The sequence below is a fragment of the Nonomuraea soli genome (assembly GCF_013761175.1).
GTDB lineage: Bacteria > Actinomycetota > Actinomycetes > Streptosporangiales > Streptosporangiaceae > Nonomuraea > Nonomuraea soli.
Map to the genome: position 1 here is coordinate 51,641 of NZ_JACDUR010000002.1, position 12,185 is coordinate 63,825.

General features: G+C 72.8%; 9 protein-coding genes. 5 read left to right on the plus strand and 4 right to left on the minus strand.

Annotated features, from left to right (window positions below; genetic code table 11):
* The first annotated feature begins 62 nt into the window (after positions 1–62).
* Positions 63–446: a hypothetical protein gene (locus HNR30_RS07660; protein ID WP_181609046.1), complete on the plus strand. Its 384-nt coding sequence runs from the start codon at positions 63–65 to the stop codon at positions 444–446.
* A complete protein-coding gene (locus HNR30_RS07665; RefSeq protein ID WP_181609047.1) occupies positions 443–2,884 on the plus strand; it encodes a M48 family metalloprotease in 2,442 nt (813 codons plus the stop codon). The genes HNR30_RS07660 and HNR30_RS07665 overlap by 4 nt, the downstream gene beginning before the upstream one ends.
* Here the strand turns inward: HNR30_RS07665 and HNR30_RS07670 are convergent.
* The gene (locus HNR30_RS07670) at positions 2,874–3,296 is read right to left on the minus strand and encodes a MarR family winged helix-turn-helix transcriptional regulator (protein ID WP_312894282.1); all 423 of its coding nucleotides are present in this window, start codon (positions 3,294–3,296) and stop codon (positions 2,874–2,876) included. The two genes, HNR30_RS07665 and HNR30_RS07670, sit on opposite strands and share 11 nt — an antisense overlap.
* 79 nt (positions 3,297–3,375) lie before the next feature.
* Here HNR30_RS07670 and HNR30_RS07675 point away from each other — a divergent pair, with 79 nt between their 5' ends.
* Entirely contained in the window at positions 3,376–5,112 is a 1,737-nt protein-coding gene (locus HNR30_RS07675) for an ABC transporter ATP-binding protein (protein ID WP_181609049.1), read from the plus strand.
* Between the two features lie 9 nt (positions 5,113–5,121).
* Positions 5,122–6,000: an arginase family protein gene (locus HNR30_RS07680; protein ID WP_181609050.1), complete on the plus strand. Its 879-nt coding sequence runs from the start codon at positions 5,122–5,124 to the stop codon at positions 5,998–6,000.
* Positions 6,001–6,100: 100 nt separating this feature from the next.
* Here the strand turns inward: HNR30_RS07680 and HNR30_RS07685 are convergent, their stop codons facing one another.
* Positions 6,101–6,787: a TetR/AcrR family transcriptional regulator gene (locus tag HNR30_RS07685; RefSeq protein WP_181609051.1), complete on the minus strand. Its 687-nt coding sequence runs from the start codon at positions 6,785–6,787 to the stop codon at positions 6,101–6,103.
* An 84-nt stretch (positions 6,788–6,871) separates the two neighbouring features.
* On the opposite strand from HNR30_RS07685, the gene HNR30_RS07690 reads away from it, so the two are divergent.
* Positions 6,872–7,843 (plus strand): zinc-binding dehydrogenase, encoded by a 972-nt coding sequence (locus HNR30_RS07690; protein ID WP_181609052.1) that lies wholly within the window; start codon positions 6,872–6,874, stop codon positions 7,841–7,843.
* 124 nt (positions 7,844–7,967) lie between these two features.
* Here HNR30_RS07690 and HNR30_RS07695 read toward each other — a convergent pair whose 3' ends face one another.
* Both HNR30_RS07695 and HNR30_RS07700 read right to left on the minus strand, forming a co-directional pair.
* Positions 7,968–11,924 (minus strand): S8 family serine peptidase, encoded by a 3,957-nt coding sequence (locus HNR30_RS07695; protein ID WP_181609053.1) that lies wholly within the window; start codon positions 11,922–11,924, stop codon positions 7,968–7,970.
* Positions 11,925–11,981: 57 nt separating this feature from the next.
* Entirely contained in the window at positions 11,982–12,143 is a 162-nt protein-coding gene (locus HNR30_RS07700; RefSeq protein ID WP_181609054.1) for a hypothetical protein, read from the minus strand.
* Between the last annotated feature and the right edge of the window lie 42 nt (positions 12,144–12,185).

Genomic DNA, 12,185 nt, shown 5'->3' on the forward strand with positions numbered 1-12,185 from the left:
CCCGTTGGATCGCTCCAGGAGGCGTTGTGCCGCAGACCGTCGTTGGTCTAGCCCGTGACGTGGTGTCCCAGCTCGCTCCCGACGAACTCCCCGACTTCGACCTGATCGCCACCGCGTACCTGGTCAACCCCAAGATCACTCTGCGGGCGGACGAGCCCAACGGCTCGGGGTGGTCGGCGGCCATGCCGTTCCTGACCAGCCTGGCGATGGCGGTGGTCGTCGACCTGTGCAAGGACATGTCCAAGGCCGGAGGCCGCTCCCTGTGGGGCTGGGTGAAGGACCGGGCGGGCTGGGGCGGGGCCCAGGACGAGGAACTGCCCGCCTGCGACGACGAGCGGCGCCTGCGTGAGCTGGCCCACGGGTCCGCGGTGAAGCACGGAGCCACGGCGCAGGACGCGGCCAGGATCGCCGATGCCGTGGTGAACGGCTGGCACCGGCCGCAGTGACGCGGGCGGGACCGTTCACGCTTCCCGCGGCCACCACGACGCGCTTCGTGCTGCTCGTCGTGCTGACCACGGTGACCACGATGTACGCGGCGAGCGCCCTGATCGACTGGGAGCAGGTGCACTGGGCGTGCGTCGAGGAGGCCGAGCGCCAGGCGGCGGCCCCGGCGGCCCCGGGGGTCCCGGTGCCGTCGGTTGCCGAGGCGTACCTCTCCTGCGACGCGCGCGCATCCCTGGGGGAGGGGCTTTACGGCCTTCTCGTCGCGGCGACGTTCGTGACCATGGCCCTGTTCCTCCACAGCCTGACGCCACGCCGGATCGTCCGTCGCCAGGGGCTGATCCCGCTGCCCGCCGAGCGCTACCCCGAGGCTGCCGCTGAGATCGGGCGGCTCGTGACGGAGGCCGGCGTGCCCGGCCGCGGGCAGGTGATGATCGATCCGACGGACCAGAACGTCAGGGGGCGGTCGTTCGGCGCGTTCGGCTCCTGGCAGGTACGGCTGAGCCTGGGGGCGGTGCGCCACCATCCCGCCCGGGCCGCGGCCATGCGCGCCGTGCTCCGGCACGAGCTGGCGCACATCCGCAACCGGGATCTGGACATGGTGTCCTTGGTCAGGGCGACCTGGTGGCTCTTCCTGGGCGGCGCCGTGGCGACGGTGGCGGTGCAGGCCGTCCGGTGGCCGGAAGACCTGCCCAGGCGCCTGCTGCCGCTGGCCGTGGCGCTCATGGTGGCGCTCGCGACGACGGCGGCCATCTCCAGGGTGCGAGAGCACTACGCCGACCTGCGAGCCGCCGACGCCAACCGGGCGGCAGGCGATCCGGCGTTCCCGCCCGTCGAATCGCAGCCGCGCCGGTGGGCTCGGCTGCTCGCGTGGCATCCGCCGGTGAGCGTGCGCGAGCAGGTGGTGCGCGAGCCCGATCGTCTGCTGCGCCCCAGCCCGCTGGAGGCCGTCCTCACCGGAGCGACCGCCGGTCTGGCTCAGCCGTACCTGGCCGCTTTCGCCACCTTCTTGGCCGGCGGTGAGCCCCGCGACGGCAGGGTGCTGGCCGGGGTCGCCATCGGCGTGCTGGTGGCCGCGGTGACCGGCACCGCGATGTGGCGGGACACGCTGCGCACGCGCGGACTCGGGAGCGGGCCGTCCAGCGGGCTGATGTCCGGGGCCGCTCTCACCGCCGGCCTGTTCATCGGGATCGCGGGCACCCTGACCACCACCGATGCCAGCCTGGCCGCCGCGATGGCCCACAGCCTGCCTGCGGCCCTGGCCTCGGCGGCGATCCTGCTGGTGTTGTGCGTCGGGCTGTGCCGATGGCACGCGGTGGCGGCCGACGCGTGGTTCGAGGTCTCCGCCCGGCCGGTCAGGGCGCTCGCGGTGTCGGTGATCGTGGGCGGTGCTGCGTTCGGGTCCCTGTTCGGCCACTGGTCGGCGTCGATCGGCGGGATGCCGGACAGCACCGTGGACACGCCGCTGCCGGCCCTGGTCTTCCAGACCGTGACCGGGCTGGTGTCCTTCACCACGCTGGTGCCGGTGGTGCTGGCGTTGTTGTTGCCGCTCCTGCCGCGCCTGCGGCGGGGGACCACCGGGCTGCCGATGAGCGCCGTGTTCGTTCCGGTGGGTGTGGTGACGGTGGCGGCGGTGATCGCCGAGGCCACTGCGTGGCGCTCGCGGTCGCTGCTGGCCGAGCTGGGCGTTCTGCTGGTGCCGGGACTGGCCGCGGAACCCAACCCCCTCCTGGCCGTCGAAGTCGCCACGGCCGCGATCGGGCTCGCCGTCGCCCTGGTGACGTCGCTGGCGGCCCGGCCGCTCCACGGGTTGCTCGCCGCCTACCTGGTGGGGTTCGTGCTGTCCCTCGTCGGCGCCGTCCGCACGATGGGAGCCGCCTGCCTCCAGGCCGCTCCGGTGTGCGAGCCGCGCTACGCGGCCGGCTACGCGGGCGGCCTGCTTCTCCTCCTGGTCCCGTCGGCGCTGGCCGGCGGCGCCGTCGGGGCGGCACTGGGCATGGTACGGCGCGGCCGGGTCAGGGACACGCGGAAGGGGATCCGGACCGCCGGGGTGGTCGTCGCGATACTCACCTGTCTGCTGGTCACGACAGGGGGAGTGGTCTCGCTCCAGGTCAACGGATGGATCGCGCCCGTCGAGGCTCCGGGCACGCCCCGGTTCACCGAGGTACGGCCCGCGGTCCCGGCCCGGCCTCACCCGGTGCTGCAGGTGTGCGCGTGGATCCGGTGGCGTAGCGGCGACCAGGGGTTGGGCGCCGCGTACCACGCCTATCTGCTGGAGTTGTCGCAGGCGGCCATGGCCGCCGACAGCCGCGGCCTCCACGCGCTGGGAAGAGAGCTGCTCGACGCGCTTCACCGGGGCGACCCGGATGACATGGCGCTGGGGGAGAAGGCGATCAGGTGGATCTGCGACGCACGGCTCACCCATACGAGATCTACAATGTAAAGGGCGACTCCTCGACGATGCTCAGCAGCTCCTTCAGCTGGGCCTGCTGCTCCGGCGTCAGGACGGAGAACAGTTCGCGCGCCGCCTCCTTGCGCGCCTCCACCACGCGGGCGTAGACCTCCCGCCCGCGCTCGGTGAGGGTCAGCAGCGTCGAGCGCCGGTTGGCCGGATCGACCTGCCTGCGGACCAGCCCCGCCTCTTCGAGCGCGTCGATGACGGGGGTCACCGAGCGCGGCACGATGCGCAGCGCCTCGGCCAGCTGCACCATCCTGAGCGGCTCCGGCGCCTCGGCGAGCACGCGCAGGGCGCGTCCCTGACCTGGGCTGAGGCCCAGGGGCTCCAGGGTGTGGCGGTAGCCGTGCCTCAGGCGGTGCGCGATGCGATGGACGAGCTCGGACAGGTCGGTCTCCACGGTAGGAGCGTAACTCATTGTTGCCGGGAATTATTATGAGGTAACCTCTGTTTGAGAGTACATCTGATTAAGGAGCCCTATGACAGACGAACCCCGCGCGCCGCTACGGCGCATCGTGAAGCTCTTCCGTCCCTATCGCGGACGCCTGGCCGTCGTTCTCGGCCTCATCGCCCTGTCGTCGCTGGTCGCCCTCGCCTCGCCGTTCCTCCTGCGCGAGGTCCTCGACGTGGCCATCCCCTCCGGCGACACCCGCCTGCTCACGCTTCTCGTGCTCGGCATGATCGCCGTCGCGGTCACCACCAGCGTGTTCGACGTGATGCAGACCTTCATCTCCACCAGCGTCGGCCAGCGGGTCATGCACGACCTGCGCACCGGCGTGTACACCCACCTCCAGCGCATGTCGCTGGCCTTCTTCACCCGCACCCGCACCGGCGAGGTGCAGTCGCGCCTGGCCAACGACATCGGCGGCATGCAGTCCGTCGTCACCTCGACGGCCACCTCGATCGTCTCCAACCTGACCACCGTGCTGGCCACCGTCGTGGCGATGCTGGTGCTCGACTGGCGGCTGACCCTCGTCTCCCTGCTGCTGCTCCCGCTGTTCGTCTGGATCAGCCGCAAGGTCGGCGCGGAACGCAAGAAGATCACCTCGCAGCGGCAGAGGAAGCTCGCCGCGATGTCGTCGATGGTCCAGGAGTCGCTGTCGGTCAGCGGCATCCTGCTCGGCCGGACGATGGGCCAGTCACCCGAGCTCACCCGCCGGTTCACCGGAGCCTCCGACGAGCTCGCCGACCTCGAGGTGCGCTCCAGCATGGCCGGCCGCTGGCGCCAGTCGACGATCCAGATCATCATGGCCGCGATGCCCGCGGTCATCTACTGGGTCTCCGGCATGACCTCGCTGGTGTCCATCGGCACGGTCGTCGCCTTCACCACGCTGCAGATGAGCCTGTTCCGCCCCACCGTGTCGCTGCTGCGCACGGGCGTGGAGGTGCAGAGCTCGCTGGCGCTGTTCGGCCGCATCTTCGAATACCTCGACCTGCCCGTCGACATCACGCCCGGCCGCCGCTCCCTGGAGCGGGTGCGCGGCGACGTGCGGTTGTCGAACGTCTCCTTCTCGTACGGCGAGGCGCTCACGCTCGACGACGTCTCCCTGACGATCCCGGCGGGCAGCAGCCTGGCCATCGTCGGCGAGACCGGCTCGGGCAAGACCACCCTCAGCTACCTGCTGCCGAGGCTCTACGACGTGACCGGGGGCAGCGTCACCATCGACGGCACCGACGTGCGCGAGCTGACCTTCGAGACGCTCGCCGAGACCGTCGGCATGGTCTCCCAGGAGACCTACCTCTTCCACGCCTCCATCGCCGACAACCTGCGCTTCGCCAAGCCGTCCGCCACCGACGAGGAGCTCGTGGAGGCGGCACGCGCCGCGCGTATCCACGACCACATCGCAGGGCTGCCCGACGGCTACGACACCGTGGTAGGCGAGCGCGGCTACCGCTTCTCCGGAGGCGAGAAGCAGCGGCTGGCCATCGCCCGCACGCTGCTGCGCAACCCGCCGATCCTCGTTCTCGACGAGGCCACCAGCGCCCTCGACACCCAGACGGAGCACGCCGTCCAGGAAGCCCTGGAGATCCTCGCCCAGGGCCGCACCACGATCACCATCGCGCACCGCCTGTCGACGGTCCGCGACGCCGACCAGATCGTCGTGCTCGACCACGGCCGGGTCGCCGAGCTCGGCACCCACGACGAGCTCCTGACCCTCGGCGGCCACTACGCCTCCCTCGTCGGGCGCGACAGCCTCGAACTGGCCGCCGCATAGGCTGAGCCCATGACCGACCGCACCGTGATCGACGCCCCTTCCAACCTCGGACTGCGTCCGCCCGCGCCCGGCACCGTCCCGGGCTGTTACAAGCTCGCGGGCGCGCTGCGGGACCAGGGCATCGTGGCGCGGCTGGGCGCGGCCGACGGCGGCTGCGTGACGCCGCCCCGCTACGACAGGACCGGCTGGCAGGAGGGCGACGGCGTGTTCAATGCCGCCGCGATGGCCGCCTACAGTGTGCGCCTGGCCGACCGGGTCGGCGCGCTGCTCGACGACGGCCGCTTTCCCGTCGTGCTCGGCGGCGACTGCAGCATCGACCTGGGCACCGCGCTGGCGCTGGCCAGGCGGGGACGTCACGGCATGGTCTACGTCGACGGCCACTCCGACTTCCGTCACCCGGGCAACTCCTCCGGGGTGGGCGCCGCGGGGGGCGAGGCGGCGGCCCTGGTCACGGGACGCGGACAGGACGACCTCACCGACCTGGAGGGGCGCAAGCCGTACATCCTCGACAGCGACATGGTCATCGCGGGCATCCGCGACTACGACGACGACCTGGAGGAGCTGGCGGAGCTGAAGATCCCGGCCTGGACCACCACGCGGCTGCGCGAGGCCGGGGGAGAGGCCGCCGGCACGATCCTCGGCCATCTCGGCGGCACCCGCGGTTTCTGGGTCCATCTGGACGTCGACGCGCTGGATCCCGAGGTGATGCCGGCCGTCGACAGCCCCGACCCCGGCGGTCTGACCCACGGCGAGCTGCGCGCTCTGCTCGCGCCGCTGCTGGCCGACCCCGGCTGCCTGGGGCTGACCGTCGCCATCTTCGACCCCGACCTCGACCAGGACGGCCGCCACGCGGCCGCGCTCACCGACACGCTGGTGTCCTGCTTCTGACCGCACCCCGCGTGAACACCGGTCCGCCGTACGGCTCAGGCGGCGACGATCCGGCGCCCCGTGATCTTCTGCGGCCGGATCCGTACCACCGGCTCGCGCGTCAGGATGGGCGGCCAGGGGCCGAAGCCCCGTCCAGCGGGGTGTGTTCCCAGCGGCCCGTCAGCAGGGCGGGATCGGGTTCGCCGCCCGGTAGCGGGGGGTGCCCGGCGCGCAGGCCGTCGAGGGCGATGGCGATCGTGCGGCGGCGGGCCCGGCGCGCGGCGTCGACCAGGTCGGTGCGGCCCTGCCGGTCGAGTTGCTCGATCAGGGGTGACTTGCCGAGCTGTTCGATCAGCAGCGAGATGTCCATCGTCCCCGCGTCGGCCCTGAGCACTCCTGCCCGGTGCGCCCGCTCCACCAGCTCGCGCATCAGCTCGTCGGACCGGGTGAACTTGGCCGCCATCGCGTCGGTGACGGCGATCGTGCCCGCCAGCGGTCCGAGGGAGCCGCCGCTGAACTCGACGCACGCGCCGACGTAGTGAGCCAGCCCTTCCCAGGGGTCGTCGTGGGCGAGGCCGCGTTGCGCCGCCTGGATCCACTGGTCGAGGGAGAGCGCGCACAGGTGCTGGAAGAGCTCGTCCTTGGAGCGGTAGCGGCGGTAGAGGCTGGCGATGCCGACGCCGGCGCGGGCCGCGATCGCCGCCACCGAGGCGTGTGCCCCGTCCACGGCCAGGACCTTCTTCGCGGCTTCCAGGAGGGCCTGGTCGTTGCGTTCCGCCTCGGCGTGCCGGGGGGCTTTGCGGGTCATGCCGCTCACTGTAGCCGTGTTGCGAAGCGATTCACTCCGTTATAGCTTGCCAAGCGAAGCGAATCTATCCGTTTGGGGTGAGTCATGCGGGCCGTGGTGATGGAAGAGTTCGGCGGGCCGGAGGTGCTGCGGGTGCGGCAGGTCGGCGATCCCCTCCCGGGGGCGGGACAGGTGCTGGTCGAGGTGGAGTACGCGAGCATCACCTTCGTCGAGACGCAGGTGCGCTCGGGTGACGGGCCCTTCGGCAGGCCCGCCCTTCCCCGCACGCCGGGCAACGGCGTGGGCGGGCGCATCGTGGCCGTCGGGGAGGACGTGGACCCTGGCCTGGTGGGGACGGTGGTCGTCACCACGACGGGTGGCGAAGGGGGATACGCGGAACGTGCGCTGGCCCGGGCCGACGACACGGTCCCGGTTCCCGAGGGGCTGGAGCTGAGGGAGGCGGTCGCGCTGCTGGCCGACGGACGGACGGCTCTGCTGCTGCACCGGCAGGCGCGGGTGCGGCCGTCGGAGCACGTCCTGGTGGAAGCGGCCGGAGGCGGCGTGGGCAGCCTGCTGGTGCAGCTCGCCGCCGCGGAGGGCGCCCTGGTGATCGGGGCGGCGCGGGGTGCGGGCAAGGCCGGCCTGGTCACCTCCCTCGGCGCGGCCCGCTACGTCGACTACTCCGCGCCCGGCTGGCTGGAGGAGGTGGTGGAGGCCACCGGCGGCGCCGGGCTCGACCTCGTCTTCGACGGTGTCGGCGGCCGGATCGGCACCGAGGCGGCCGGGGCGCTGCGCGAGGGCGGCCGGGTGAGCGTCTACGGGATGGCCAGCGGAGCGGCGGCCGAGCTGGACGGGGAGGCGCTGCGTGCTCGCTCCGTCGCCGTCATCGGCCTCACCGGCCCGCCGAGTCCCGCCGAGACCCGCGCGCTCATCGCCGACGCGCTGGACCTCGCCGCCGCGGGGCGGTTGCGGCCGGTCATCGGCCAGGTCCTGCCGCTGGAGGAGGCGGCCGAGGCGCACCGGGCGATCGAGTCGCGTGCCACGATCGGCAAGACCCTGCTCCGGGTGCGCGGCTGAACCAACCGGCCGCGACCCTCGGGCGAGGCCCTGCTCCGGGTGCGCGGCTGAACCACCCGGCCGCGCGGGACCGCGGCTCGCGGCGATGCCCGGGTCCGCTCGGCGAGCGGACCCGGGCCTTCGGCTATCGCAGGGGCAGGATGCGGGTGCTGGTCTGCTTGACCCGGTTGCCCGCCTCGTCCCAGGCCTCCACCCGGAAGCTGACCGCTCCGCTGGTGGCCCGCAGGTGCGGGTAGCGGACGCTGGCGGTGTACAGGCCGCCCCCGTCGCGCTTGAGCGTGACGGGCTGCCAGGTGGCGCCGTCGTCGGTGCTCGCCCACACCTTCATCCCGGCGATCTTCGGCATCGGCGCCGTCGACCGCGAGTGGTAGGCCTCGACCTGGAAGGTGTGCCCCCGCCCCGCCCGCACGGCGTTGTCGGGGCCGCCGCCGAAGGCGTAGCTGACGAACACCGCCGGCGTGGGACGGCACTGCTCACCGAATCCCTCGATGAACCACGAGTTGCACGCCACGCCCGGCTGGACGGCGTCCGCGGCGGGCGGGCCGGTGAAGGTCCACTCGACGTCGTGGGTGGCGTTCTTGGCGGTCAGCCGGTACACGCCCGGGGAGCTCGGCACCGTGTAGCGGGGCGCGTTGGGTGCCAGCGGTTCCACGCCCTCGCGCGTGATCTCCTTCCCGTCGACGTACAGGCGCGTCTCGTAGTTCGGCGTGAACGGCTGCGCGGTCGACCAGTAGGCGTCGCTGTCGACGCGGGTGGCGCCGACGCCGGAGACCTCGGAGAAGTCGGCCCACAACGTGTCGCCCTGCACGCAGATCGCGCAGTTGATGCCGAGCGGCTGCTGCTCCAGCACCCCGCCCTTCGGGTCGTGCAGCGACGCCGCGGCGTCCGGCACCGTCCCGGCGCCCGGCGTGCCGGGCGCGAACCACACCTGCTGGGTACGGCCGGGCCGGGCGAAGACCTCGGTCACGTAGCGGCTGTTCACGCCCTCGGTGCCCGCGGGGTCGGGCGCCATGCCGCGCAGCCGCAGGATCGAGGGGTCGACCGGCCACACGTACTCCGTGCGGACCTGCGGCGCCACGCCGACGAGGTCGGACTCGGAGGGCGAGATACCCCAGCGCGCGACGTCGTCGACCTTGTAGGCGTAGGTCCACTCCCAGAACCCCTTCGCCTGGGGCGCCCGGATGTCCAGGTCCACGCGCGCCAGGTCCCGTTCACGCATCGTGTAGTGCATGGAGGCCGGGATGCGTCCCTCCTCGTACGGCGTGAGCGCGTAGGTGTAGGGCGAGTACCTGTGGCCCTCCACCCGGACGGTGACCGGTCCGCGCCCGGCCTGCGCCTGCAGCGCCAGGCCCTCCTTGGTCGACAGGTAGGCGATGGGGACGCCGATCGGCTTGGGCTCGCCGGTGAACGGCGGCTGCCACATCGGCAGCGGGACGGGGCAGGCGACGTCGGCCGTGGGGTAGACCAGCACGGCGGCGGCTCCGGCGTCCCTGAGGGGGCCGACGCGGTCGATCTGCACCCCGCACTCCGGGTTGCCGAAGATGTCGGCCACGCCCTCGGCCGCCATCAGCACGAGCTTGCCGCGCAGGTCGCGCCCGGCGATCTCCTCGGGGGTGCCCTGGCCGACGTCCGCGACCCGCAGGTCGGCGGTGCCGGTGAAGGGCCTCCAATCGGGATGGCTGTTGACCTTCCCCTGCCAGTGCAGGTTGACGGCCGGGTCCAGCTCGGTCGCACCGCGGCGGCCGAGCACGCTCATGGCGACCTCGGAGCGGCCGAGCGTCCACTGGGTGGAGAAGCGGAAGGAGCCCTTGGTGACCTGCTTGGTGGGCGTCACCCACAGCTTGCCCCACGAGCCGGTGGGCACGCCGTTGATCAGGAAGCCGGAGAAGGCCTGGCCCTTGGCGTTGGTGCGCTGGTAGAAGGCGTTGTACCCGTTGTTCAGCGGTTCGGCCGGCTTGGGGGTGCTGAAGCGCACCTGGGTGGCCTCACGGGCGTCGAAGGTGATCTCGGTGTCGCCGGTGACGGTGAGTTCGGGCTCGAACAGCCAGGCCCGGTTGCGCCTGCTGTCGGCGTCGGTCCACTCCACGATCTGCAGCACGCTGATCGTGCCCTGCGGGACGCGGGTGACCACGACGCCGTGATCGACGATCATGTGCGGGCCGAGCTGGCCCTTGCGCCCGTCGAGGTCGATGACGTCCTGGGCGAAGGGGGTGACGGGCTTGCCGTCGCGGCCGATGGTGCGGATGGTCAGCTCGACGGTGGGCACGTCGCGCACCGCGCCGACCGGGGTGGTCAGGCGCAGCTGCCCGGCCTCGGCCGTGACGGCTCCGCCGTACATGCCGACGGGCAGTCCCTCGGTGGTGAGCGTGACGGTGGTGGAGGCGGTGCCCTTGGCGGGCACGGTGAGGGTGGCGTCGGCGACGCTCAGCCGGTCCATGGCCGGCTTCACGGCCAGGGTGACGGGCTGGTCGCCCTGGTTGCTGTAGGTGAGCTCGCGGGTCAGCGGCTTGCCGGAGGTGTCGATCAGGCGAAAGTCGAGGCTCGGTGTGACCGCGACGACCGGCTGGGAGGCGGCGCGGCCCACGTCGACCAGGCCCGCGCCGCGCTCGTAGACGGTGCCGCCGATGTCCTTGGCGGTCGACATCAGCGCGGCCTTGAGCTGCTGGGCCGTCCACTCCGGGTGGGCCTGCGCGACGATCGCCGCCGCGCCCGCCACGTGCGGCGTGGCCATGGAGGTGCCGGAGGCCTTGGTGTAGAAGTCGTCGACAGGCGTGCCCATGGCGGTGCCCGCCGCGCGGCCCGCGGCGATGTCGACGCCTGGGGCGGTGATGTCGGGCTTGAGCGCTCCGTCGCCGACGCGCGGGCCCTGGCTGGCGAAGGGCGCCTGCTGGTTCGCCTTGTCCACCGCGCCCACGGTCAGCGCGGCGTCCGCGGTGCCGGGCGTGGCCACGGTCTCCTGGCCGCCGTCGTTGCCGGCGGCGATGACGAACAGCACGCCGGTGGCGGCGGTCAGGTCGTTGACGGCCTGGCTCATCGGGTCGGTGCCGTCGGTGGCGTTCGCGCCCAGGCTCATGCTGACGACCTTGGCGCCGGAGGCGGCGGCCCACTCCATCGCCTCGATGATCCCGGAGGAGTCTCCGGAGCCGCCGTCGTCGAGCACCTTGCCGACGAGCAGCCGCGCGCCGGGCGCGACGCCCTTGTTCGCGCCGTTGCCGGCGGCGCCGGAGCCGGCGATGGTGGTGGCGACGTGGGTGCCGTGACCGTGGCCGTCCTTGGCGGTCTCGTCGGGGACGAACGAGCGCGCCTCGACGATCTTGCCGGCCAGGTCTGGGTGGCCCGCGTCGACGCCGGTGTCGAGGACGGCGACGGTCACGCCGGCGCCGTCGTGCCCAGCCTTCCACGCCTCAGGCGCGCCGATCTGCGGGACGCTCTCGGCCAGGTCGGCCTTGACCTTGCGGTCCAGCCACACCTTGGAGACGCCGCCCTGCAGCCGCGCGGCCCCCTTGGCGTCGGGCTTGCCGTACAGGGCGGCCCAGAACGAGCCCGCCTCGGCCTTGGCGACGTCGAGCGCGGCGCCGCCGATGCTCTCCAGGGTGGCGGTGGGCGCGCTGGCGGGCAGGGCGTCGGCCGAGCTCCTGGCGGAGGCGAAGCCCTCCGGGTACTGCACGATGACGGGAAGCTGCCGGGTCTCGGCGTCGGTGTAGCCGTTCTCGGCCAGGTAGGTGACGTTGAAGAGCTCCCGGTCGATCAGGCCCGACTGGATGGCGGGGAAGGCGTCGTCCGGCAGGACGTAGACGCCGTCGGGGCCGGTGCGGACGAACAGCGAGGCGGTGCGGCCGTCGGCTCGCGGGGCGCCCAGCCGGTCGATCGTGTACTGGCCCGTGCCGGTGGCGGTCAGGGTGACCTTGTCGCCGGTGATGAGCGTGACGGTGTGAGGTCCCTTGCCGACGCCCTTCAGGGTCACCGGCGGGGACGTCCGGGTCTCGGCCTGGGCGGGGGCGCCGGGCTGGGCCGCCAGCGTGGCGGTGACCAGCGCGAGAACCGAGGAGAGTGCGAGTGATCCGCGCCGAAGCCGGTTCACGCCGCACCTCCCCGTGTGGGGCTGCTGCTCATGAGGGGGTTCGCCTTTCGGGTCGGGTCAGAGCGGCTCGAAGCCGTCCGGTGGCCGGGCGGGTTCGGCGGCGGGTTCGGCGGCGGGGTCCTCGGACACCTCCTGCGCGCTCTCGGGCTCGTCCGGTGGGAGCTCGGGGTGCGGTGGACCGGGCACGTGACCGGTGCCTGCCGGCGTGTCGTCGGGCATGAGGAAAGGGTCGCGCGCGCCCTGGAGACGCAGGTATGGGGC

Bases quoted from the DNA above. Each gene is read 5' to 3' on its own strand.
- HNR30_RS07675 (WP_181609049.1), top strand. From the start codon at position 3,376: ATGACAGACGAACCCCGCGCGCCGCTACGGCGCATCGTGAAGCTCTTC.
- HNR30_RS07690 (WP_181609052.1), top strand. From the start codon at position 6,872: ATGCGGGCCGTGGTGATGGAAGAGTTCGGCGGGCCGGAGGTGCTGCGG.
- HNR30_RS07680 (WP_181609050.1), top strand. From the start codon at position 5,122: ATGACCGACCGCACCGTGATCGACGCCCCTTCCAACCTCGGACTGCGT.
- HNR30_RS07685 (WP_181609051.1), bottom strand. From the start codon at position 6,787: ATGACCCGCAAAGCCCCCCGGCACGCCGAGGCGGAACGCAACGACCAG.
- HNR30_RS07700 (WP_181609054.1), bottom strand. From the start codon at position 12,143: ATGCCCGACGACACGCCGGCAGGCACCGGTCACGTGCCCGGTCCACCG.